This is a genomic window from Bradyrhizobium sp. HKCCYLRH2015 (assembly GCF_051168215.1).
Lineage (GTDB): Bacteria > Pseudomonadota > Alphaproteobacteria > Rhizobiales > Xanthobacteraceae > Bradyrhizobium.
The window spans coordinates 459,216-481,278 of record NZ_JBNPUO010000005.1 but is presented as its reverse complement, the minus strand read 5'-3'; the positions used below and the strand labels follow the sequence as shown (position 1 = coordinate 481,278).

The window sequence follows — 22,063 nt, the reverse complement described above, 5'->3', positions numbered from 1 at the left end:
GTGTGGACCGTCGTCAGACCGTAAGCACTGACCCACCGCAATCGCGACGGACGCCGGCCGCGCACGAGCCCCAAGAAGCAGACGGCGTCCTACTCCGCCGCCTGCCGCACGTGGCGCTCGGTCACCGTGCGCATCGTCACCAGCTCCTCGGCAGCCGAGGGATGCAGCGCGATGGTGGCGTCGAAATCGGCCTTGGTCGCCTTCATCTTGATGGCGATGGCGACGGCCTGGGTGATCTCCGCAGCCATGTCGCCGACGATGTGGCAGCCGAGCACGCGGTCGCTGGTGCCGTCGACGACGAGCTTCATCAGCACGCGGGTGTCTCGGCCGGACATCGTCCCCTTGATCGGGCGGAAATTCGTCTTGTAGATGTCGACGCGGTCGTACAGCTCGCGCGCCTGGGTTTCCGTCAGGCCGACGGTGCCGACCTCGGGCTGGCAGAACACGGCGGTCGGAATGTCCGCGTGATCGACGCGCACGGTCTTGCCGCCGAACACGGTGTCGGCAAAGGCGTGGCCCTCGCGGATCGCGACCGGCGTCAGGTTGAAGCGATGGGTGACGTCGCCGATCGCGTAGATGCTCGGCACCGAGCTCTGCGAGAACGCGTCGACCGCGATGCCGCCGTTGCGGGGATTGATGGCGACGCCGGCCTTCTCCAGGCCGAGATTGGCCACCGCGGGATGGCGGCCGATCGCGAACATCACCTTGTCGGAGGCGATGCTGGAGCCGTTCGACAGATGGGTGGTGTAGTCCTGGCCGTGCTTGTCGACGCTGGTGACGGTGCATCCGGTAAGGATGGTGATGCCTTCCTTCTCCATCTCCGAGCGGACATGCTTGCGGACGTCCTCGTCGAAGCCGCGCAGGATGTTGTCGCCGCGATAGACCACGGTCACGTCGGAGCCGAAATTGGCGAAGATGCAGGCGAACTCGAGCGCGATGTAGCCGCCGCCCTGGATCACGATCCGGCGCGGCAGCTCGTCGAGATGAAACGCCTCGTTGGACGAGATGACGTGCTCGATGCCGGGAATCGGCGTGCCGTGGTTGGGCGCGCCGCCGGTCGCGATGAGAATGTACTTGGCGCGGATGGTCTCGCCGGTCGTCAGCCGCACGGTGTGGGCGTCCTCGAGCACCGCGCGGGTCTTGACGATCCTGGCGCCGGACTTCTCGACGTTGCTGGTGTAGGCCGCCTCGAGCCGCGCGATCTCCTTGTCCTTGTTCCTGATCAGCGTCGGCCAGTCGAAGGTCGCGGTCGGGATCGTCCAGCCGAAGCCCGCGGCGTCGGCGATCTCCTGGCGGACATGCGAGCCGATCACGAACAGCTTCTTGGGCACGCAGCCGCGGATCACGCAGGTGCCGCCCATGCGGTATTCCTCGGCGACAACAACGCGAGCGCCATAGCCGCTCGCGATGCGGGCGGCGCGCACGCCGCCCGAGCCGCCACCGATCACGAACAGGTCGACGTCGAATTCAGCCATCTCTCCCCCGACCCGTCTCCGTCGACTTGGCCTTTCGGCCGCAAGCCTCAGATCGGCTTGTTGCGCTTGCGCATCTCGGCGCGGAACTGTGCGGTGACGGTGTCGGAGAACTCCGCCGCCCACAGGTTCATCGCCTGCATGCTCATCTGGATCGCCTTCGGCTCCGCCGCAAGCAGCTTCTGGCCGATGGCTGACTTGTAGAAAGCGACGAGGTTGGCGATCTCCTGGTCGGAGAACTCGTTGCAGTAGATCTGCGCCATCTTCTCGCCGATCTCCTTCTCCTTGCCGGCATAGGTCTGCGCGACCACCACGGCGACCTCGTCGAGGTCCTTCTGGTAGTTGAGATTGGACTGCAGCAGCGCCTGCTTGGTCTGCTGCACGATGCCGGGGACGGCATTGGCGTACATCGCAGCCGCGTTCTTCATCCCCAGAATCTCGCGCGCGCCGGCCATGCAGGCGGGCGAGGCCGGCTTCAGCGCCGGTGCCTGGCCCTGCGCCGCAACCGGGCTTGCCGAGGCCAGGGCCAGCACGAGTCCGGCGGCCGGCAAGATTCTGAACACGCTCTTCATTCCAAGTCTCCTGTGAGTTGCCGCCCTGAGCGCAGCCTCGTGCCGCGCTCAGGGCCGCTGGATAACGCGAATTCCCTGTGCGCCTGCCAGGATCGCCGTGCTGCCGAGGCCGATGAACAGCCCATGCTCGACCACGCCCGGAATTGCGCTCAAAAGGTCCGCCAGGCGCGGGGGATCCACGATCTCCCCAAGGCGGACGTCGATAATCCAGTGGCCGCCATCGGTGACGAAAACGTGGCCGTCTGCGGACTTGCGCAGGCTCATCGGCCCGGACACGCCGGCCGTGGCGAAGGCGTCACGCATCTCGCGCTGGGTCGCGGCGAGGCCGAACGGAACCACCTCGACCGGCAGCGGGTAGCGGCCGAGTTGCGCCACCCATTTGCTGTCGTCGGCGATCACGATCATGCGATCCGAGGCGCTGGCGACGATCTTCTCGCGCAGCAGCGCGCCGCCGCCGCCCTTGATCATATCGAGCGCCGGATCGATCTCGTCGGCGCCGTCGATGGTGATGTCCAGCCGGTCGATCTCGTCGAGCGTGGTCAGCGGCACGCCGCACGCTTGCGCCTGCGCGCGCGTCGCCTCCGAGGTCGGCACGCCCACGATCTTGAGGCCGGCGCGCACCTTTTCCCCGAGCAGATCGACGAAATGCTTCGCGGTCGAACCGGTGCCGAGACCGAGCTTCATGCCGCTCTCGACCTCCTCCAGCGCACGCGCCGCCGCCTGCCGCTTCAATGCATCCATGTCGACCAAGGAACCCGCCCTTCGCACCCAGGGCCCCCACAAGCCGGGGCCGAAAGCCGGCGCATATCTAGCGATGTTTTGACGCGGGGCCTAGCTCTCGCCGGCCACGAAATCGGACAAAAAGCCATTGCGAGGCTCTTGCACGGACGCGAGCCGGCCGCTAGCGGATACCGATGGCCATCTCCAGCACCATCGTCTTCGATCTCGACGGCACCCTGGTCGACACGGCGCCGGACCTCATCAACGCGCTGAACCACATCTTGCAGCGCGAAGGGCTGCGGCCGGTGCCATTGGCCTCGGCCCGCAAGATGATCGGGCACGGCGCGCGCAAGCTGCTCGAGCGCGGGCTGGAGGCGGAAGGCCGCTTCGCCAGTCCGTCCGACATGGAGCGGCTCACGGTCGACTTCATCGATTTCTACGCCGAGAACATCGCCATCGAATCGCGCCCGTTCGACGGGCTGGAGGCGGCGCTCGACGAGCTCGCCGGCCGCGGCTGCCAGTTCGCGGTGTGCACCAACAAGCTGGAATGGCTGTCCAAGCGGCTGCTCGACCAGCTCGGCCTGTCCTCCCGCTTCGCCGCGATCTGCGGCGCCGACACGTTCGGCGTTGCCAAGCCGGATCCGACGATCCTGCGCCAGACCATCGCGCAGGCCGGCGGCGAGGTCGGGGCCGCGATCATGGTCGGCGATGCCGGCACCGACGTCGGCGCCGCCCGCCGCGCCGGCGTGCCGGTGATCGGCTGCACCTTCGGCTATACCGACGTACCGATCGCGGAGCTCAATCCGGACCACCTGATTGACCACATGCGCGAGCTGCCGGCAGCCGTCACGGCCCTCAGCCCCTCGCTCAGGATCGCCTAGCCAACTTGCGATTCGACTGCCGCATCGCGCCCTAACTCCCTGCCCGATCGACCTGAATCCGCACGTTGGGGTGCGTTAACGTTCTGTTGAGAATAGGGTTGACCGCAGTTGCGCCGCTGTTCTGACGCTCCTATGGTCGCCTTGGGATTGCGGCCGATGGCCGCAGGGTTGTGGGGCGGACATCATGATGCGGCGTGTCATCGCAATTGCGGTTGCGGGAGCCGGCTTGGCCGGTTGCTCGTCCTTCTCCATGGACAGCTTCAAGATGGCCGCGCCCGAGGTACCCGTGCAGCTCGACTCCGTGCCGCCGGGCGCCGACGCCAAGACCTCGCTCGGACCGGGCTGCAAGACGCCCTGCACCGTCTCGGTGCCGGCGCCCGATGCGGGCTTCAGCGTCACCTTCACGATGGACAAGTACCAGCCCGCGACCATCCCGGTGCAGGTGCTCCGAAACTCCGGCGATTTCAACACCTCGCCGCCGGTGGTGATGGATCCGAGCCCGGTCGTCGCCGAGCTGCAGCCGATGCCGGGTGCGCCGCCCAAGGCCGTCAAGCACATGCGGCCGAAGAAGCCGAAGCCGCCGAAATCCGCCGCTGCGCCGGAAGCACCGGCGACCACCGGGTCCGCCTTCCCCGCCCCCGCGCCGGGACGGCAATAACGGGCCATCGTCCCGCGCGTCCCCTTGCCAAGGCGAAGCTGCATTGCAGCATCGACGTTTCGACGTCGATGATTGTGAGGCGCGGCGATCATGATTAGATTGTCGTGAGACCGACATCCGGCCGCGCTTGCGCGGCCGCCGCGTGGCATCGCCGCCACCAGCTAAGGTTTTCCGTCAAGGCTTTCATCAAGGCTTTCCATGACCGCAGAGACGTTGAGTGACTCCGCCCTGACGCGCCCGATGACCGACCCGTTCGGCCGCCGCATCAGCTATCTGCGCGTCTCGGTGACCGACCGCTGCGACCTGCGCTGCTTCTACTGCATGTCCGAGGACATGACCTTCCTGCCGAAGGCCGACCTGCTGACGCTCGAAGAGCTCGACCGGCTGTGCTCGGCGTTCATCCACAAGGGCGTCAAGAAGCTCCGGCTCACCGGCGGCGAGCCGCTGGTCCGGCGCAACGTGATGGGTCTGGTACGCTCGTTGTCGCGGCACCTGAAGAGCGGCGCGCTCAGCGAGCTGACGATGACGACCAATGCGACGCAGCTCGCCAAATACGCCGCCGAGCTCGCCGATTGCGGCGTCCGCCGCATCAACGTCTCGCTCGACACGCTGGACCCGGACAAATTCCGCGCCATCACCCGCTGGGGCGACCTCGACCGCGTGCTGGCCGGCATCGAGGCGGCGCGCGCTGCGGGTCTCGCCGTGAAGATCAACGCGGTCGCGCTGAAGAACATGAACGAGGACGAGATCCCCGCGCTGATCGACTGGGCGCACGGCAAGGGCATGGCGCTGACCTTGATCGAGGTGATGCCGATGGGCGAGATCGGCGAAGGCCGCATCGACCAGTATCTGCCGCTGTCGCTGCTGCGCGGGCGTCTTGCCCAGACCTACACCATGACCGATCTCGACGAGACCACCGGCGGCCCCGCCCGCTACGTCCGCGTCGCGGAGACCGGCGGCACGATCGGCTTCATCACGCCGATGACGCATAATTTCTGCGAGAGCTGCAACCGCGTCCGCGTCACCTGCACCGGCACATTGCACACCTGCCTCGGCCACGAGGACGCCTCCGACCTGCGCAAGCCGCTGCGCGCCTCGGCCAGCGACGAGCAGCTGAGCGACGCGATCGACCGCGCCATCGGCCTGAAGCCGAAGGGCCACGACTTCATCATCGACCGCCGCCACAACCGCCCGAGCGTCAGCCGGCACATGAGCGTGACGGGCGGCTGACCGGAGTCCTCGACCACCGCGGCCTGCGACCGATCGCGGCCGGAGCCAGTCAGTGGGCCGGCCCCCTGACGTGGAGAGGAACAAATGACCGGCTTGCGGCACGTCCCGACGCGGCGTAGCTTTCAACCTGAGATCGTGCGTTCCAGAGCACGTTGTCGGTGAGACCTAGCGGGAGGCGGCGATGGCAGACCCAGTCGCTTGGCACCTGTCCGGTGACTATTTCGAGAATTGCAGCTGCAGCCTGCTGTGTCCGTGCCTGATGTCGGCCGCGCCTCCCCTGACCGCGCAGCCGACCGAGGGGTTCTGCAACGTGCCGCTGCTGTTCCACATCGACACCGGCCGGTATGGCGATGTCGCGCTTGACGGCCTCAACGCGGCGGTGATGCTCCATGCGCCCGGCGTGATGGCGGAGGGAGACTGGTCGATCGCCGCATACGTCGATCAGCGCGCCGACGATCCGCAGACCGAGGCGATGGCCGCGATCTTCACCGGCGCCGCCGGCGGCCCGATGGCTGCGTTCACGCCGCTGATCAGCACCAATCTCGGCGTGCGCAAAGCCGCCATCACCTTCCGGATCGCCGGCAAGACGCGATCCGCCGAGATCGCCGACATCCTGCACATGTCCGTCGACCCGCTGCCGACCATGCATCCGAGCGGCGAGATGTGGGTGAACATCGGCCACCCCGTCAGCCCGGACAGGATGGCGCTGGCCGTCGGCGCGGCGGGCAACACCTACAATGATCACGGCATGCGCTGGGACAATTCCGGCAAGAACGGCCTGTACGCGTCGATCAGCTGGTCCAACCAGGCCTAATTCGACGTGGCGCAAGGCCGGCAACCCGCCTTGCAGATGACCGGCAGCGCCCTGGAAGCCGTGCTGCGGCGCGATCGCTGGATCGTCGGCGGCGCGATCGCAATCATGGTCGCCCTGTCATGGGCCTATGTTGTCTGGCTCGCCAACGACATGGACATGGGCGGCATGGACATGACCGGCTTCCGCATGATCCCGGCCGGCATCGGCATCATGTTGCCGGCCAGCGAGTCGTGGCGCGCAATCGAGTTTGCCTATGTGTTCCTGATGTGGGTGGTGATGATGGTCGGGATGATGGCGCCGTCGGCCGCGCCGATGATCCTGATGTACGCCCGTGTCGGTCGACAGGGCCGCGCGCAGGGCCAGCCGTTCGCTGCGACCGGCTGGTTTGCGGCCGGCTATCTGCTCGCCTGGAGCGGCTTTTCGCTGCTGGCGACCGTGCTGCAATGGGGTGTGGAGCGGACGGCCCTGCTGGATTCGCGGATGGCGATCGACAGCCACGTGCTCGGCGCCACCGTGCTGATCGCCGCGGGCGTCTATCAGTGGACACCGCTGAAGGGCGCCTGCCTCGTCCAATGCCAGTCGCCGCTCCTGTTCCTGATGCGCCACGGCGGCTTTCGCGGCGACCTGCGCGGGTGCCTGCTATTGGGCCTCCGGCACGGCGGCTATTGCGTCGGCTGCTGCTGGGCTCTGATGGCGCTGCTATTCGTCGGTGGCGTCATGAACGTAACGTGGATCGCCCTCCTGACCCTGCTCGTGCTGTTTGAGAAAGTCGCTCCGTTCGGACGATGGGTCGCGCGCGCGGCCGGGATCGCCTTCAGTGCCGCGGGCGTCTGGATGCTGGTGTCGCCACCGCAATGATGCGCGACGGCGCCATGCAGGCCGTCGCAACAGTGGCGTCGCCCTTGGTGCTGGATGCAGGCAATGTGGTAAGCAGCGGCCCAGCGCGGCGACTCTGCCGCCTGACATAGCGTAATCCAAATGACGCGAGACGCCCGTGATTCCCTGGAAGCTGATCGACACCGCTGACGTCCCCGGCGGCGGCGAGCCGCTGCGGCTGATGCAGCGCGGCAAGGAGTTCTCGATCAAGCTCGGCGCGAACGAGCTGATGAACAGCCGGCTGCACGGATCCGAAGAGGCGCTGGCGACCCTGAGCTGCGCCCGCATCAAGGCCGAGCCCGCTCCGCGGCTGCTGATCGGCGGCCTCGGCATGGGCTTCACCTTGCGGGCCGCGCTGAAGGTGCTGGGTCCGCAGGCCCGCGTCACCGTCGCCGAGCTGGTGCCCGCGGTGATCGCCTGGGCCCGCGGCCCGATGGCCGAGTTGTCCGGCGCGAGCCTCGCCGATCCGCGCGTCGACATCCACGAGGGCGACGTCGTGAAGCTGATCACCGCGGGGCGCAGCGCCTATGATGCGATCCTGCTCGATGTCGACAACGGCCCCCAGGGCCTGACGCGGCAATCCAACGACGCGCTGTATGATTCCTCGGGCTTGCGCACCGCCTTCACCGCCCTGCGCCGCGGCGGCGTGCTGGCGGTGTGGTCGTCACACCCGGACGAGCGCTTTACGCCGCGGCTGCGCAAAGCAGGCTTTGCCGCCGAGGAGATCAACATCCGCGCCACCGGCCGCGGCGGCGGCGCCCGCCACGTGATCTGGATCGCGACGCGGCCGGCGTGACGGCGGCAGCGTTGTTGCGGGGAGCCACTCAGGCGGAGAGCTCGTTCCTTCGCATCTCCCGCCGTTCGCATCGGAGTGGTGAGGCGCCAGCCATCGTCCTATGATGCATCACGGCTGCGAAGCCGGCGGATGCCCGCATCAACGCGCGAACGCCGCGAGGATGCGCCGTTCTCTGGCGTGTCGACGGACGCTCTGCAACGAGAGCGCGTGCCTGAATGGGAGATTGCCATGGACGACCGCGCCACGCGCGCTGCCCTGCAGCACCATTGGGATGCATCGGACGCCAACGATTTCGACGCCGAGCACGCCATCTATCGCGACGATGCCGTGCTCGATTATCCGCAATCGGGCGAGCGTATCCGCAGCCGGCGCAACATTCAGGAAAGCCGCTTCGTCCAGCCCAACCACAAGCGCTTCACAGTGCAGCGGATCATCGGCGGCGGCGATCTCTGGGTCACTGAACTGGTCCTGACCTATGACGGCGTGCCCTCCTACGTGGTGAGCATCATGGAATTCCGCGACGGCAAAGTGGTGCATGAGACGCAATATTTCAGCGATCCCTTCGACCGAGCGCCCTCGCGCGCACATCTCGTCGAGCACATCAACCCCGCCTGAAGGGCGATGAACGGCGACGGCAACCGCATTTCGGTGATGTCGGCATTTCGGTGGCAGCGCAGTGCATTTTCGTCCTCGGGTCGCCGCGTCGCTGCAGCGGCGTCCCGCATCCTCCGGCCACGCCGCCGAAAGCCTCACACCATCTCAGGTTGCTTTCCCGATCGTCCGTATTACGCTCCCGGCTCTCGACCGGGGGAATGTCGAGCGGGGTCCTTTGCATGGCGAGTCCCAAGATCATCATCCTGTCCGACGGGACCGGCAACGCCGCGTCGAGCGTGTGGCGGACCAACGTCTGGCGCATGTTCCAGGCGCTCGACCTGCAGAGCAATGCCCAGGCGGCCAAGTACGACGACGGCGTCGGCACATCGTCGTTCGTCCCTCTCGCCCTGCTCGGCGGCGCGTTCGGCTTCGGTCTCAAGCGCAACATCCTCGACGCCTACAAGTTCGTCTGTCGCAACTACGACCACGAGCATGGCTCGAAGATCTATCTGTTCGGCTTCAGCCGCGGCGCCTTCACCGTGCGGGTGCTGGCCGCGCTGATGCTCGACCAGGGCCTGATCGTTGCCGGCACCGAGGCCGAGCTGCACGATGGCGCCGTGAAGGCCTATCGCGCCTATCGCGCCAAGGGCTACCATTCGATCTGGCGGATCGAGGTGCCGTTCCGCTGGCTTCGCGATCATGTGCTGGTGCCGGTGATCGACCGCATCATGGGCCGCAAATCTCTCGACCTCCTCGAGCGAAAACGCCTCCCGGCGATCGAGTTCATCGGGCTGTGGGACACCGTCGCCGCCTACGGACTGCCGATCGACGAGATGACGCGAGGCATCTCCAACTGGGTGTGGCCGCTCGAGCTGCCCAATCGCGTGCTCAACCCGCGGGTGACATGCGCGCGCCACGCGCTCGCGCTCGACGACGAGAGAACGACATTCCATCCGGTGCTCTGGACCGAGGCCGGCGAGACCAAGCCGCAGGATGCCAGGACGATCGATGACGAACGGCTGGTTCAGGTCTGGTTCGTCGGCATGCACGGCAATGTCGGCGGCGGCTATCCGGACGATTCCGTCTCCTACGTCCCGCTGACCTGGCTGGTCGGCGAGGCCATCAAGCGCGGCCTGATCTTCAAGACCGCGCCCGAGGCCGATCCGGATGCGATCAGGTCGATCGTCACGTCCCAGGACAAGGACGGACGCCTGTACAACTCGCGCTCCGGGCTCGGCTCCTACTATCGCTACGGCCCGCGCAAGGTGTCGGACCTCTGCAACGACCCAGCCGCGGGCGTGCAGGTGCCGATGCCGAAGATTCACGAAAGCGTCTTCGACCGCATCGACAGCGGCTGCAACGCCTACGCGCCCATCGGGCTGCCCGACAACTACCTGATCGTCCGCTACGACGGCACGCTGACGCCGCTCGGGCCGACCACGTTCGAGACGCCGGCCGGCGCGGCCGCCCGGTTCGCGGCCCAGGAGAAGCTGTGGAATCTGGTGTGGTTCAGGCGCCTCGCCTATTTCGCAACGCTGGCGGCCTCCCTCCACCTCGCGGCCTTCTGGCTGTTCCACGACCTCAATCGCACGCACGAATACGACTCTCCCATCAGGATGGTCTCCGAAGCGGTCCGGCTGGTCGAATCGTTCCTGCCGAACTCCCTGCACTGGTGGACGGACTGGTACGCCGCCAATCCCGAATGGTTCGCCCTCGGGATCATCATCCTGGTCGTGCTGACCGCGCTCGGGACAGGCCTCAGCGACCGCATCGGCGACCGGATGCGCGTAATCTGGCGCGAACGGGCATCACCCCCGATGCCGTCCGGCCTGGTGCATCGGACCATCTACGCGCTCCGGACCAATCGCGCCTATCAGTTCGTCATCAGGAACGGCAAGCGGCATGTCGGCCCGTTCTTCCTCGCTGTCGGCACCGTCTGGCTTGCGGCCACGCTGATCAGCCATTTCCTGTTCAACGCCGCGGACTCGATGGGCGCCTTCTGCCATGGTACGCCCGCGCGCGAGCTCGTCGCGGTCGACAAGGGCATTCCGCAGGATGCCCGGGATTTCTCGACCGACGCGGTCTGCGCGCCCACCGGCTTGAGCGTCCGTCCCGGCTTCTCCTACGAGATCATCGTCACAATGACCGATCCGTGGGAGGACGCCGGGCGGCCGGTCACGCCCGCCGGCTATCGCACCTCGACGGTCCAGGGCTACGCCCGCTTGAAGTTCTACGCAGGCATCCTGCTGCGCCGCGTTCTGTTCCGGCCGTGGTATCGGCTGATCGCCAGGGTCGGCGAGACCGGCGTCGACGAATATTTCCTCGACCCCGTTCCCGCGCCCAACACGACACCTCAAGCCTACAAGGCGAGGTTCAAGGCCGACCGCGGCGGCGAGCTGTTCCTCTATGTCAACGACGCGGTGATCGGGCTGCCCTGGATGTACGATGCATTCTATCCGAACAACACCGGCAAGGCGAAGGTGAGCGTCAGGCTGCTGTGAATCACCATCGCCGACGGTGTGGACCGGCGTATCGACATCGCGACGTCGATCGCGGTTCTCTGATGCAGGGACGAGGTCATCATCGATTGTCGGCGAGCCGCTTCGCTGTGTTCAAACACCTGCCTCACTGCTCGTCGTGCGGACCGTGGTCATGACGGTGCCCACCCTCGACGCAAGAGAAGCTCGCCGCGTCGTCGGTGCTGCCGCGGCCGTTGTATCGCGCGATCTTCGGGAACACACAGAGCGGCCGCGTCATCTGCACATCGGGCGCCGTGTCGTTGACGTACTTGGTCGCGACGACGGACCCCGGCGGCGTGCCGTTCTCGACCCAGTCTTGGAGCGCCGGAAGGAAGACGAACGCGTTGGGGCCAGGTCCGCCGCCGCAGTGATACATGCCCGGCACCATGTACAGGCGGGCGTAGCTCAGGGTTCGCTGCAGCCCGGCTCGCACGTGATCGCCGCCGAACCGATCTTCCGCGACGTCAGCGCCGACCTGCGCTTCGTCTCCTCGCCGCGTCGCGAAGGACGGGCTGTCGAATTTCACAAGCGAGTTGAAGTAGTCGATCGTGTTCTGCGGCATCACAAGCTCATCGGCCCACCCCTGATACATGATGAGCCGGCCGCCGCGTTCCCGGAAGGCCGTGAGATCCGGGCTGGTGGCGTTCAGCGGCTCGGCCAGCAAGGCCTCCACGGCCGGCAGGTCACGGTGAATCTCGAAATTCGTGTAGTTGACGGCGCTGCTGGGCTGACCGAAGGTCGGACCGTAGACCCAATACAGGGGACCATCAAACAGCGGCTCCGGAAGCTGCTGCTTGAGCATAATCCCCTTCACCGAGAGATCCTCGGTCTCGCTGCCCGGTGCAAAGCCCGGAACGATCCTTTCACCGGTCACCGGGTCGACCGTGCCGGCATAATAGTTCTGCATCGTCGTGACCTGTTCCTCGGTCAGGCATGCCGGTGGCACGTCGCCGCCGGTGCATTGCAGGACTTTAGGATCGAACCGGCAGCGCCGCGGATTGTTCAGGAACTGGTCCGTTGCGACTCCGCCATCCCGCCCAGCGCATTGCGCCAGGACGGCCTTGTTGATCAGCGACATCTGACCGGCTTGCATCTGCCGCCCCGGCGTCGCATGCGTGTTGCGCCATCCGAGCGGCGTCGTCGCATACAGGTGTGTGCGATTGTAGGCCGGCGCGCCGACCAGGATGCCGTCATAGTCCTCGGGATAGCGTTGCGCCTCCATCAGTCCGCTGTGGCCTCCGGTGGAGCAGCCGAAGAAATAGGCCCTGGTCGCGCTCTGCTGATAGTATGCTTGTACGATCTCCTTGGCCCGCAGCGTCATCAGGTGGACCGCGCGATGGCCGAAATCCGTGATCCGCTCGGGATGCCCGTAGAGCCCGAGGCTCGGGGTCGCCTTGTCGCCGAGAGCGATCGCGAGCGCGTTGCCCTTGTTGCCGTCCGATCCGCAGTAGTGAACGGTGCATCCGGAGGTCCCGGTTCCCAGACCGGTGTAGGCAACAGCGTAACCGGCCTTGAGGCGGAACGCGAGGCCGCCATAGTCGTAGTAGCCGCCGAATCCGCCACTGCCGAGGCCGAGAAACCGCCCGCTCCACGTCGACGCCGGCAGCCAGACCTCGATCTTGATCGCCGAATCCACGGTCGGCGCGATCGTCGCGGCGACGCGGCAGAACGCCGGCAGGCCCGTGATGTCTTGCGCCGGATTGCTCCCGGGAACGGTGAAGACGCCGCTCGTGATGTCGGTCGCCAGCGTGATGGTGGTATGCTCGAGCGCGAGCGTCTGCAGGTTGCTGCACGGTGTTGCCGCACACGGCGTCGCGATCGCCGCGATCGCGGTCAGGCCTCCCAGGATCAAGCCGAAAAGACGCAACCCAAGCATGTCCGAGTCCCCGCTTCCCCGTCTGAGCCGACGGCGCATGTGGGCCGCCCCACAACATAAGGTCGCATCAGAATGTGAAGCCCGGAAGAACGTCACCGCAAGCCGAGCCGGTCTGCAAATATCTTCGCGTCGCGTGCCCGCGTTTTGGGAAACGATGTGCGGATCGGCCGAGCACAGACCGTTCGCTCAGCTTCGCCACCGGCATGTCAGGGATCCCGCCGCGGAGACTTTGCGCGATCGTCCGCGTCGCAGCCGACATCGACCAGCGAGCCACCGCGGGCCTGCGCTGGCGTCGCTGCGCCCTGACGAAATCTCGCGTCCATCGTTGCCGACACTGCATCGCATCAACACAGGCTGCGTCTGGCGTGCCGGAACCCCGACCAGTCGACCGAGTTGCAAACGCGGAGAGCGTCGAACGAAGAGGACAAGATCTCCTCATCGCCCCCTCGCTCCCCTTTTGGCTGTTCTTGGAAAAGAGAGGCGACGATGAAAGCACCCCTTCTTCTTGCCGGCGCAGTGATCATCGGATCGGTCGCTCCGGCGCTTGCTGACGAATACTACATCGTGCAGGGACCGAGCCATCGCTGCACCATCACCACCACACGCCCCGCCGACCGCGAGGTCGTCACGCAGATCGGACCGATGGCGTTCACCAGCCGCGTGGAAGCCGAGGACCGCATCCGCCAGACCAAGGTCTGCGAGGACGAGGGCACGGTCGGCAGCTCCACCAGCACCACCACGGTCATCAAAGAGAAGTAGTCGGCGGCGTCATTCTTGTTGGCGTTTGCCGACAAGGTCGCGCCCATGTCCGTGGGCGCGACCTTTCTGTTTTCCACAGATCACTTCTCCATCGGAGCGACACCGCCGCTATAGGCGGTCTCGACGGCCATAAAAACCGGGGGCATCAGCTCCTTCCCGACACCGAACCGCTTCCACCCTGGTTGCGTTCCGCCGCAGCGTTGAGTACCCCAGCGCGGGATCGGATCAGGACATCATGGCCTCGCAATCGCTCAAGCTCGCCATCGGCAGCCTCGTGGTCGGAACGATCGTGCTCGGCCTGAAATATCTTGCCTATTGGATCACCGGCTCGGTCGCGCTCTACTCCGATGCCGTCGAGAGCATCGTCAACGTCGTCACCGCCGTGGTCGCGCTCGGCGCGGTGCGCATCGCCGCCAAGCCCGCGGATGCCAACCATCCGTTCGGCCACCACAAGGTCGAGTACTTCAGCGCGGTGATCGAGGGCGTCATGATCGTCGTGGCGGCGCTGCTCATCATCCATGAGGCCTACGGGAATTTCTTCAATGCGCGCGCGTTTTCGGCGCCTGCGGAAGGCCTCGCGGTGAACGCGCTGGCGAGCGCGATCAATGCGGTCTGGTGCTGGCTGTTGATCACGCGCGGCAAGCGGCTGCGATCGCCGGCGCTGGTGGCGGACGGCCGGCACCTGCTGACGGACGTCGTGTCCTCGGGCGGCGTCGTGGTCGGCCTCGGCCTCGCGGTGATGTTGCAGTTGCCGATCCTCGATCCGGCGCTGGCGGTGCTGGTCGCGGTGAACATCCTGTGGTCGGGATGGCAGGTGCTGAAGGAATCCACCAGCGGGCTGATGGATGAGGCGGTCTCCGACACCACGCTTGCGCGCATCCGCCAGATCATCAGCGCGCATGCCGACGGGGCGCTGGAGGCGCACGACGTCCGGACCCGCCATGCCGGCAAGCTGACCTTCATCGAGTTCCACCTCGTGGTGCCCGGAGAGATGTCGGTCAACCAGGCGCACGAGATCTGCGACCGGATCGAGGCGGCCTTGCGCGAGGACGACGAGCACAGCTGGATCACCATCCACGTCGAACCCGAAAACAAAGCCAAGCATTCCGGCGTGGTGGTGCTGTAAGACCGCCTCGCGCAGGACGCGCTCGGTCGGCCGCATTCGCGCGCCCTCCGCCCTCGGACGCCGCCCGTTCAGCTCCCGGCACCGGCCGCCGATCGCCCGGCTCCGGCAACCGGAGACGGCTGTGGCGCGGCGTCGCCACTCCCGCAACATGTTGCGGCAACGCCCCTTTTTGCCCATTTTTCCGATTGACGGCAACACGAGGCGCTGAAATGGTGCCCTCGTTTTTTGAGCCTGCCGGGCCGGATAGGCCGTTGCGCCATGTGCTGCGCAGCCAGAACGGGCCATGGGACGTCGCAAGACATTTGGGGGAGGATTGCGTTGCAAGCGTTGCTGAAATTGAGCCGTGGGATCGATGCGTTCACGACCTGGACCGGCAAGCGGCTGGCGTGGCTGATCCTGCTCGCCGTCATCATTTCCACGATCAACGCCATCGTCCGCAAGACGCTCGACACCTCGTCGAACTCCTGGCTCGAGCTACAGTGGGTGCTGTTCTCAGCGGTCTTCCTGCTGTGCTCGCCGTGGACGCTGCTCGACAACGAGCACATCCGCATCGACATCGTCAACGCCATGATGCCCAAATGGCTGCGTGACACCATCGACGTCGTCGGCCACGTGCTCTTCCTGATTCCGCTCTGCGTCGTGATGATCATCACCAGCGTGCCGTTCTTCCTGCGCTCGTTCGAAATCAACGAACAGTCGAGCAATGCCGGCGGCCTGCCGCAATGGCCGGCGAAATCGCTCATCATGATCGGCTTCGTGTTCCTGCTGGCGCAGGCCATCTCCGAGCTGATCAAGCGCATCGCCGTGATGCGCGGGCTCATCCCTGATCCCCACGCTGCGAAATCCCACGGGATCGAGGCCGAGGTCGAGCACCTCGTCGAAGCGATCGAAAAGAAGTAAGCGGCGGGCTGGGGGATACTTCAATGACAGCTTTTCTGATCGCCAACATGGCGCCGATCATGTTCGGCTCGCTGGTCGTGATGCTGCTGCTCGGCTATCCGGCAGCCTTCTCGCTCGGCGCCGTCGGCCTGTTCTACGCCCTCGTCGGTATCGAGCTCGGCGAATTCCGGCCGGACTTCCTGCAGGCGCTACCGGAACGCGTCTACGGCGTGATGAACAACGACACGCTGCTGGCGATTCCGTTCTTCACTTTCATGGGCCTGGTGCTGGAAAGATCCGGCATGGCCGAGGACCTGCTGGACACCATCGGCCAGCTGTTCGGCACCATCCGCGGCGGCCTCGCCTATGCGGTCGTGTTCGTCGGCGCGCTGCTCGCGGCCACCACTGGCGTGGTCGCCGCCTCCGTGATCTCGATGGGCCTGATCTCGCTGCCGATCATGCTGCGCTACGGCTACGACCGCCGGCTTGCCAGCGGCATCATCGCCGCCTCCGGGACCTTGGCGCAGATCATCCCGCCGTCGCTGGTCCTGATCGTCATGGCCGACCAGCTCGGCAAGTCCGTCGGCGACATGTACGAGGGCGCCTTCATCCCCGGCCTCGTGCTGTCCGCGATCTATGCGCTCTACGCCTTCCTGACCAGCATGATCTTTCCGAAATCGGCGCCCGGCCTGCCGGCCGATGCGATCGGCTTTCGCGAGGACTCGGGCGACCGCGGCCTGAAATCGCTGGGCGTGCTGTTTCTGGCGAGCTGCGTGTTCGGCTGGTTCATGATGCGCGGCTCGGAATATCACGGCGCCGACTTCGTCGTGCTGAGCATGTTCTACGGCATCGTGTTTGCCTTCGCCGTCGCAGTCGTGAACTGGGTGCTGGAGCGCACCACCGGATACCGCTTCCTGTCCCGCATGGCGCAGCAGACCACCTTCGTGATGGTGCCGCCGCTGTTCCTGATCTTCCTGGTGCTCGGCACGATCTTCATCGGGCTCGCGACGCCGACCGAGGGCGGCGCGATGGGCGCTGCCGGCGCGATCATCCTCGGCGCGATCAAGCGGCGGCTCAGCTTCGACCTGGTCCGCCAGGCCGTCGAGTCCACCGCAAAACTGTCGGCCTTCGTGGTCTTCATCCTGGTCGGTGCGCGCGTGTTCTCGCTGACCTTCTACGGCGTCAACGGCCATGTCTGGGTCGAGCACCTATTGACGTCACTGCCCGGCGGCCAGATCGGCTTCCTGATCTTCGTCAACGCCTTCGTGTTCGTGCTGGCGTTCTTCCTCGACTTCTTCGAGCTGGCCTTCATCATCATTCCGCTGCTGGGGCCCGCGGCCGAAAAGCTCGGCATCGACCTGATCTGGTTCGGCGTCATCCTCGGCGTCAACATGCAGACCTCGTTCATGCATCCGCCGTTCGGCTTCGCGCTGTTCTATCTGCGCTCGGTGGCGCCGAAGGAGTCCTATCTCGACCGCGTCACCGGCAAGCGGATGGAGCCGGTGACGACCGGCCAGATCTACTGGGGCGCCGTGCCGTTCGTCGTGATTCAGTTGGTCATGGTGATGCTGGTGATCCTGTTCCCCTCGATGGTCATGCACTACAAGGGCGCGGCCTCGACCGTCGATCCGAACTCGATCAAGATCGAGATTCCGCAGATCGATGCGCCGCCGCTCGACTTCGGCCCGCCGCAGATCGATGTCGGACCGCCGAAGCAGTGATAGCCGCGGCGCGCAATCGCTCCGCCCACGAAAAACCCCGGCGCAACGCGCCGGGGTTTTGTTTTGTCGCTGCCTCCTGACGCGATACGGCGCCGGCCTCAGCTCTGCGAGTTGCGCGCCATGAAGGCGTCGTAGCCGATCTCGGCGACCTGGAACCAGGAGTAGCCATTGCCGGCGAAGGCCGTCAGCGACTCATAGGTCTTCTTGAAGTCGGGGTTGGTGGCCGCGACCTCGCTGTGCAGCTCGCGGGCGGCCTTCAGGCAGGCCTGCATGATCTCCGGCGAGAACGCATGCAGCTTGGCACCGGCGGCGAGCAGCCGGCGCAGCGCCGCCGGATTGCTCTGGTCGTACTTCGCCATCATCCAGTTGTTGGCATAATGGCCGGCGTGCTCGAGGATCTTCTGATAGTTCTTGGGCAACGCATTCCAGCGATCCTGGTTGACGAAGGAGAGCAGCATCGGCCCGCCCTCCCACCACCCCGGATAGTAGTAGTGCGGCGCGACCTTGACGAAGCCGAGCTTCTCGTCGTCATACGGACCGACCCACTCGGCCGCGTCGATCGTGCCCTTCTCCAGCGCAGGATAGATGTCGCCGCCGGCGATCTGCTGCGGCACCGCGCCGAGCTTCTGCAGCACGCGGCCGGCAAAGCCACCGACGCGGAATTTCAGTCCCTTGAGATCGTTGACGCCGGTGAGCTCCTTGCGGAACCAGCCGCCCATCTGACAACCGGTGTTGCCGGCAAGCAGCGAGACGACATTGTACTTCGTGTAGAACTCGTTGAGGATCTCGCGTCCTCCGCCGAGCATGTACCAGGCCTGGTTGATGCGCATGTTCGGCCCGAACGGGACCGACGAGCCGAAGGTGAACGTCGGATCCTTGCCGAAGTAGTAGTACGACGCGGTGTGGCCGATTTCGACGGTGCCGTTCTGCACGGCGTCGAGGACCTGCAGGCCGGGCACGATTTCGCCGGCCGCGAACGGCTGGATCTGGAATTTGTTGTCGGTGGCCTCGCCGACCACCTTGGCCATGATCTCGGCGCCGCCATACAAGGTGTCGAGCGATTTCGGCCAGCTCGTCGGCATGCGCCATTTAAGCTCCGGCATCGATTGCGCGATGGCCGGCGCCGCGATCGCGGCCGCGCCAGCGGCGCCAAGCCCAGTCACCTTGATGAAGTCTCTCCGCTTCATAGTTCTTCCCTCCCTGGGGGTCATTGTGTTCGTTTCCTGAGCAGCCTTCTTTGTGAGGCTTCAGTTCCAGTGTGGATCAAAGTGCGTCGGAGTGCCATTGCGAAACGTTGCCGCAACGCAAAAGCCCGGCCTCTCACGAGGCCGGGCTCAAGTCGATCCGCCGATTGAAGCTACGATCAGCCGCGGGTACGCGAGCGGATCATGAAGCTGTCATAGGTGTACTCGGCGACCTGCCACCACAGATACTCGTCCGAGCGGTAGGCCTGCATCGCGTCGATGACCTTCTTGAAGTCGGCGTTCTTGGCCGAGATCTCGCCCCACAGCTCGTTGGTCGCCTTGAGACAGGCTTCGAGCACCTCGTTGGTGAACGGACGCAGCTGCGTGCCCCCGGCGACCAGGCGCTTCAGCGCCGCCGGGTTCACCTGGTCGTAGCGCGCGGCCATCCAGGTATTGGCGTTGACCGTCGCGTTGGCGAGGATCGACTGATAGTGCTTCGGCAGCTCGTTATACTTGTCGAGGTTGGCGAATGCGTGGACGGTCGGACCGCCTTCCCAGAAGCCCGGATAGTAGTAGTACTTGGCGACCTTCTGGAAGCCGAGCTTCTCGTCGTCATACGGACCGACCCACTCGGCCGCGTCGATGGTGCCCTTCTCCAGTGACGGGTAGATGTCGCCACCCGCGAGCTGCTGCGGCACGACGCCGAGCTTCTGCAGCACCTGGCCGGCGATGCCGCCGATGCGGAACTTCAGGCCCGAGAGGTCGGCGACGGTCTTGATCTCCTTGCGGAACCAGCCGCCCATCTGGGTGCCGGTATTGCCGCAGGGGAAGCCGATCACGTTGGCCGACTTCTTGAAGAACTCGTTGGCGAGCTCGTTGCCGCCGCCCTGATACAGCCAGGAGTTCTGCTGCCGGGCGTTGAGGCCGAACGGCACCGACGCGAAGATCGCGAAGGTCGGGTCCTTGCCGACGTAATAATACGACACCGTATGGCACATCTCGACGGTGTTCTTGGAGGTCGCGTCGAGCGCCTGCAGACCCGGAACCAGCTCACCGGCCTGGAAGACCTGGATCTGGAACTTGTTGTCGGTCATCTCGGCGACCTGCTTCGCCAGGTACTCGGCGCCGCCATAGATCGTGTCGAGCGACTTCGGGAAGCTCGAGGTCAACCGCCACTTGATTTCCGGCATCGACTGCGCGATCGCCGGCGAGGCCACCGCAGCCGTCGCCGCGGCACCGGCGGCCGAAACCTTCAGAAAATCACGACGCTTCATATTAAGGCATCTCCTTGTTGGGGGCGTTTCCCGTTGAAAAAGCATTTATCCGCCGATGCGATTGGCCGCACACGGTCGAAGGCGATCCGGGCCGGGCTTTAGCACGGAACCGGTTAAGCGAAAACGCGACGTTGGAATGACAAACGGTCCAATAGTCGCACGCGCTTCGCTGCAGTGCATCAAGCAGCGGCGATGGCGTCCTTGAGCTGATCCCGCACCGACGCGGCGATGGTCCTGTAGATCGCGGCATGCGGACCCTTCGGCTCGCTCTCGACCACCGGGTTGCCGGCGTCCGACGTCGAGCGGATGTCCATGTGCAGCGGGATTTCGCCGAGGAACGGCACGCCGAGCCGCTCGGCCTCGTGGCGCGCGCCGCCATGACCGAAGATGTCGGACCGGGTGCCGCATTGCGGGCACTGGAAGTAGCTCATGTTCTCGATGATGCCGAGCACGGGCACGTTGACCTTGCGGAACATCGCAAGCCCGCGGCGGGCGTCGATCAGCGACAGGTCCTGCGGCGTCGACACGATCACCGCGCCCTTCAGCGGCACGTTCTGCGCCAGCGTCAGCTGGGCATCGCCGGTGCCCGGCGGCATGTCGACGACGAGCACGTCGAGCGTGCCCCACGCGACGTCGCGCAGCATCTGGTTGATCGCCGACATCACCATCGGGCCGCGCCAGATCATCGGGCTGTCCTCGTCGACGAGAAAGCCGATGGACATGATCGACAGGCCGAAGCGCGACAGCGGAATCATCTTCTTGTCGTCGGTGAGCTTGGGCTTTTCCTGCAGCCCGGTCAGCCGCGGCACCGACGGGCCGTAGATGTCGGCGTCGAGCAGCCCGACCTTGAGGCCGAGATCGCGCAAGCCCAGCGCGAGATTGATCGCGGTGGTCGACTTGCCGACACCGCCCTTGCCCGAGGCCACGGCGATGACGGCCGCGATACCCGGAATCGCGGCCTGCCGGGACATCGGCGAGTCCGCCGGATGCTGGTGCGGACGATGCGCCGAGACCGGCTGCACCCCGCCTTGCCGCGGCGGCGGGGCGGCAGCGCCCGCCTTGCGCTCGGCGGTCAGCGCGATCATCGCCATGGTCACGCCGGGAATGGCGCGCACGGCGGCTTCGGCTTGCGCCCGGGTGTCTTCCCAGGCGCGAGCCTCGCTGGCCTCGACATTGATCGAGAAGAACACCTTGCCGTCATTGGCCGTGATCGGCGACAGCACGCCGGCGTCCGGCAGCGCCACGCCACGTGGCGAGCGGACCCGCTTGAGTGCCTCGATAACCTGCTGCTGCGTCACGCTCACGGCGCGTCTCCTGAAATAGCTCAGAACGCGCCACATCGTCGCGCCCTATCCTGTTGGCCGGACATGATCTTCCGTCGTCTGCGACGGCACCGCTCCGGCCCTGCGTTGCGCCGCTTCATAAAGCCGACCGGCTCAAAACGCCACCATGGTTCCGATGTCGGAGGCGGTCTCCACCGGCGCATCCTCAGCCCGCTCTTTCGCTGCCTCGTAATTGAGCTCGATCATCACGCCGTTGGGGTCGCGCACGAAGATCTGCCACAGCTCCCCGCCCGGCACCTGCCGCGCTTCGAACGGCATGCCCTTCTCGGCGAGCCGGGCCTTCATGCCGGCGAAGCCGCGGCTGACGAAGGCGACATGGTGGACGACGCCGGAGTCCGGCTTCTGTGCCTCGGAGGTCGGCGAGATGTCGACCAGGTGCACCACCGGGCGGCCCTCGCTGTACATCCAGGCGCCGGGAAAGGCGAAGTCCGGACGGGCGCCGTTCTCGAGCCCGAGCACGTCTTCATAGAAGCGCACGGTCTCGGCGAGGTTGCGGGTCCGGATGTTGAAATGATCGAGCACGCCGACGCTGACGCCCATGCGAGACACTCCCTGGCTGGTTCGTTGGTTGACTGGATTTCGTTGCCGGATGGCGGCTTTGCAAGCCGTCATGATGATGCCTCTTTAGCACGCGGCGGCGCTTTCGCATCCGTCACGAAGCCGTTGCCCCCGCCTCGCAAGCCGGTATGGTGCGGCGTCCAGCACCGCCGCGACCGCGCCGGGTGCTGATGTGTTCCTTTCAAGAACAGCCCGGCCCTCTCAAGGCCGC

Annotated in this window: 20 protein-coding genes; 12 read left to right on the top strand and 8 right to left on the bottom strand. The window is 65.8% G+C overall.

What is annotated here, in order from left to right; genetic code table 11:
* Positions 1 to 89: 89 nt before the first annotated feature.
* The 3 genes from gorA to rpiA are packed head-to-tail and all read right to left on the bottom strand — an operon-like array spanning position 90 to position 2,785.
* The gene (gene gorA, locus ACQR1H_RS16030; RefSeq protein WP_434907829.1) at positions 90 to 1,475 is read right to left on the bottom strand and encodes a glutathione-disulfide reductase; all 1,386 of its coding nucleotides are present in this window, start codon (positions 1,473 to 1,475) and stop codon (positions 90 to 92) included.
* A 47-nt stretch (positions 1,476 to 1,522) separates the two neighbouring features.
* Entirely contained in the window at positions 1,523 to 2,044 is a 522-nt protein-coding gene (locus ACQR1H_RS16025) for a DUF2059 domain-containing protein (protein ID WP_316216219.1), read from the bottom strand.
* Positions 2,045 to 2,092: 48 nt separating this feature from the next.
* On the bottom strand, positions 2,093 to 2,785 hold the full coding sequence (rpiA, locus tag ACQR1H_RS16020) for a ribose-5-phosphate isomerase RpiA (RefSeq protein WP_434839087.1): 693 nt from the start codon (positions 2,783 to 2,785) through the stop codon (positions 2,093 to 2,095).
* A gap of 173 nt (positions 2,786 to 2,958) precedes the next feature.
* Between rpiA and ACQR1H_RS16015 the strand changes: the two genes are divergently transcribed.
* From ACQR1H_RS16015 to ACQR1H_RS15980, 8 genes are all read left to right on the top strand, one after another.
* Positions 2,959 to 3,645 carry an HAD-IA family hydrolase gene (locus ACQR1H_RS16015; RefSeq protein ID WP_434907828.1) on the top strand — a complete coding sequence of 229 codons (687 nt, stop codon included), beginning with the start codon at positions 2,959 to 2,961 and terminating at the stop codon, positions 3,643 to 3,645.
* A 265-nt stretch (positions 3,646 to 3,910) separates the two neighbouring features.
* Positions 3,911 to 4,303: a hypothetical protein gene (locus ACQR1H_RS16010; protein WP_316237942.1), complete on the top strand. Its 393-nt coding sequence runs from the start codon at positions 3,911 to 3,913 to the stop codon at positions 4,301 to 4,303.
* 198 nt (positions 4,304 to 4,501) lie between these two features.
* Positions 4,502 to 5,533 (top strand): GTP 3',8-cyclase MoaA, encoded by a 1,032-nt coding sequence (moaA, locus tag ACQR1H_RS16005; protein ID WP_434907827.1) that lies wholly within the window; start codon positions 4,502 to 4,504, stop codon positions 5,531 to 5,533.
* 181 nt (positions 5,534 to 5,714) lie between these two features.
* Entirely contained in the window at positions 5,715 to 6,347 is a 633-nt protein-coding gene (locus ACQR1H_RS16000; RefSeq protein ID WP_315803070.1) for a DUF1326 domain-containing protein, read from the top strand.
* Between the two features lie 36 nt (positions 6,348 to 6,383).
* On the top strand, positions 6,384 to 7,205 hold the full coding sequence (locus tag ACQR1H_RS15995) for a DUF2182 domain-containing protein (protein ID WP_315803069.1): 822 nt from the start codon (positions 6,384 to 6,386) through the stop codon (positions 7,203 to 7,205).
* 136 nt (positions 7,206 to 7,341) lie between these two features.
* Entirely contained in the window at positions 7,342 to 8,019 is a 678-nt protein-coding gene (locus ACQR1H_RS15990) for a spermidine synthase (RefSeq protein WP_434907826.1), read from the top strand.
* A gap of 228 nt (positions 8,020 to 8,247) precedes the next feature.
* A complete protein-coding gene (locus ACQR1H_RS15985) occupies positions 8,248 to 8,634 on the top strand; it encodes a nuclear transport factor 2 family protein (RefSeq protein ID WP_315803067.1) in 387 nt (128 codons plus the stop codon).
* 218 nt (positions 8,635 to 8,852) lie between these two features.
* Complete coding sequence (locus ACQR1H_RS15980; RefSeq protein ID WP_434863915.1) at positions 8,853 to 11,114, top strand: DUF2235 domain-containing protein; 2,262 nt, start codon at positions 8,853 to 8,855, stop codon at positions 11,112 to 11,114.
* 124 nt (positions 11,115 to 11,238) lie between these two features.
* Here ACQR1H_RS15980 and ACQR1H_RS15975 read toward each other — a convergent pair whose 3' ends face one another.
* Positions 11,239 to 13,008, bottom strand: coding sequence for a tannase/feruloyl esterase family alpha/beta hydrolase (locus ACQR1H_RS15975; protein WP_434863914.1), 1,770 nt, complete (start codon positions 13,006 to 13,008; stop codon positions 11,239 to 11,241).
* A 486-nt stretch (positions 13,009 to 13,494) separates the two neighbouring features.
* Between ACQR1H_RS15975 and ACQR1H_RS15970 the strand changes: the two genes are divergently transcribed.
* From ACQR1H_RS15970 to ACQR1H_RS15955, 4 genes are all read left to right on the top strand, one after another.
* The gene (locus ACQR1H_RS15970) at positions 13,495 to 13,767 is read left to right on the top strand and encodes a hypothetical protein (RefSeq protein WP_316180645.1); all 273 of its coding nucleotides are present in this window, start codon (positions 13,495 to 13,497) and stop codon (positions 13,765 to 13,767) included.
* A 235-nt stretch (positions 13,768 to 14,002) separates the two neighbouring features.
* On the top strand, positions 14,003 to 14,893 hold the full coding sequence (locus ACQR1H_RS15965) for a cation diffusion facilitator family transporter (RefSeq protein ID WP_315803064.1): 891 nt from the start codon (positions 14,003 to 14,005) through the stop codon (positions 14,891 to 14,893).
* A gap of 318 nt (positions 14,894 to 15,211) precedes the next feature.
* Entirely contained in the window at positions 15,212 to 15,793 is a 582-nt protein-coding gene (locus ACQR1H_RS15960; RefSeq protein WP_315803063.1) for a TRAP transporter small permease subunit, read from the top strand.
* A 23-nt stretch (positions 15,794 to 15,816) separates the two neighbouring features.
* Complete coding sequence (locus ACQR1H_RS15955) at positions 15,817 to 17,493, top strand: TRAP transporter large permease (RefSeq protein ID WP_434863913.1); 1,677 nt, start codon at positions 15,817 to 15,819, stop codon at positions 17,491 to 17,493.
* A gap of 98 nt (positions 17,494 to 17,591) precedes the next feature.
* On the opposite strand, the gene ACQR1H_RS15950 is transcribed toward ACQR1H_RS15955, so the two are convergent.
* The 4 genes from ACQR1H_RS15950 to ACQR1H_RS15935 all read right to left on the bottom strand — a co-directional run bounded on the left by ACQR1H_RS15950 (position 17,592) and on the right by ACQR1H_RS15935 (position 21,834).
* Positions 17,592 to 18,680 carry a TRAP transporter substrate-binding protein gene (locus tag ACQR1H_RS15950; protein ID WP_434863912.1) on the bottom strand — a complete coding sequence of 363 codons (1,089 nt, stop codon included), beginning with the start codon at positions 18,678 to 18,680 and terminating at the stop codon, positions 17,592 to 17,594.
* A 176-nt stretch (positions 18,681 to 18,856) separates the two neighbouring features.
* Entirely contained in the window at positions 18,857 to 19,951 is a 1,095-nt protein-coding gene (locus ACQR1H_RS15945) for a TRAP transporter substrate-binding protein (protein WP_315803060.1), read from the bottom strand.
* Positions 19,952 to 20,130: 179 nt separating this feature from the next.
* Complete coding sequence (locus ACQR1H_RS15940; protein WP_316180639.1) at positions 20,131 to 21,255, bottom strand: Mrp/NBP35 family ATP-binding protein; 1,125 nt, start codon at positions 21,253 to 21,255, stop codon at positions 20,131 to 20,133.
* A 132-nt stretch (positions 21,256 to 21,387) separates the two neighbouring features.
* Entirely contained in the window at positions 21,388 to 21,834 is a 447-nt protein-coding gene (locus ACQR1H_RS15935; RefSeq protein ID WP_315803058.1) for a VOC family protein, read from the bottom strand.
* Positions 21,835 to 22,063: the final 229 nt, after the last annotated feature.

What these genes read in the sequence shown, in the direction of transcription:
- ACQR1H_RS15955 (WP_434863913.1), top strand. Translation starts at nt 15,817, where the DNA reads ATGACAGCTTTTCTGATCGCCAACATGGCGCCGATCATGTTCGGCTCG.
- ACQR1H_RS15980 (WP_434863915.1), top strand. Translation starts at nt 8,853, where the DNA reads ATGGCGAGTCCCAAGATCATCATCCTGTCCGACGGGACCGGCAACGCC.
- ACQR1H_RS16015 (WP_434907828.1), top strand. Translation starts at nt 2,959, where the DNA reads ATGGCCATCTCCAGCACCATCGTCTTCGATCTCGACGGCACCCTGGTC.
- ACQR1H_RS15965 (WP_315803064.1), top strand. Translation starts at nt 14,003, where the DNA reads ATGGCCTCGCAATCGCTCAAGCTCGCCATCGGCAGCCTCGTGGTCGGA.
- moaA (WP_434907827.1), top strand. Translation starts at nt 4,502, where the DNA reads ATGACCGCAGAGACGTTGAGTGACTCCGCCCTGACGCGCCCGATGACC.
- ACQR1H_RS15970 (WP_316180645.1), top strand. Translation starts at nt 13,495, where the DNA reads ATGAAAGCACCCCTTCTTCTTGCCGGCGCAGTGATCATCGGATCGGTC.
- ACQR1H_RS16025 (WP_316216219.1), bottom strand. Translation starts at nt 2,044, where the DNA reads ATGAAGAGCGTGTTCAGAATCTTGCCGGCCGCCGGACTCGTGCTGGCC.
- ACQR1H_RS15975 (WP_434863914.1), bottom strand. Translation starts at nt 13,008, where the DNA reads ATGCTTGGGTTGCGTCTTTTCGGCTTGATCCTGGGAGGCCTGACCGCG.
- ACQR1H_RS15995 (WP_315803069.1), top strand. Translation starts at nt 6,384, where the DNA reads ATGACCGGCAGCGCCCTGGAAGCCGTGCTGCGGCGCGATCGCTGGATC.
- ACQR1H_RS15945 (WP_315803060.1), bottom strand. Translation starts at nt 19,951, where the DNA reads ATGAAGCGTCGTGATTTTCTGAAGGTTTCGGCCGCCGGTGCCGCGGCG.
- ACQR1H_RS15950 (WP_434863912.1), bottom strand. Translation starts at nt 18,680, where the DNA reads ATGAAGCGGAGAGACTTCATCAAGGTGACTGGGCTTGGCGCCGCTGGC.
- ACQR1H_RS15985 (WP_315803067.1), top strand. Translation starts at nt 8,248, where the DNA reads ATGGACGACCGCGCCACGCGCGCTGCCCTGCAGCACCATTGGGATGCA.
- ACQR1H_RS16000 (WP_315803070.1), top strand. Translation starts at nt 5,715, where the DNA reads ATGGCAGACCCAGTCGCTTGGCACCTGTCCGGTGACTATTTCGAGAAT.
- rpiA (WP_434839087.1), bottom strand. Translation starts at nt 2,785, where the DNA reads ATGGATGCATTGAAGCGGCAGGCGGCGGCGCGTGCGCTGGAGGAGGTC.
- ACQR1H_RS16010 (WP_316237942.1), top strand. Translation starts at nt 3,911, where the DNA reads ATGGCCGCGCCCGAGGTACCCGTGCAGCTCGACTCCGTGCCGCCGGGC.
- ACQR1H_RS15935 (WP_315803058.1), bottom strand. Translation starts at nt 21,834, where the DNA reads ATGGGCGTCAGCGTCGGCGTGCTCGATCATTTCAACATCCGGACCCGC.
- gorA (WP_434907829.1), bottom strand. Translation starts at nt 1,475, where the DNA reads ATGGCTGAATTCGACGTCGACCTGTTCGTGATCGGTGGCGGCTCGGGC.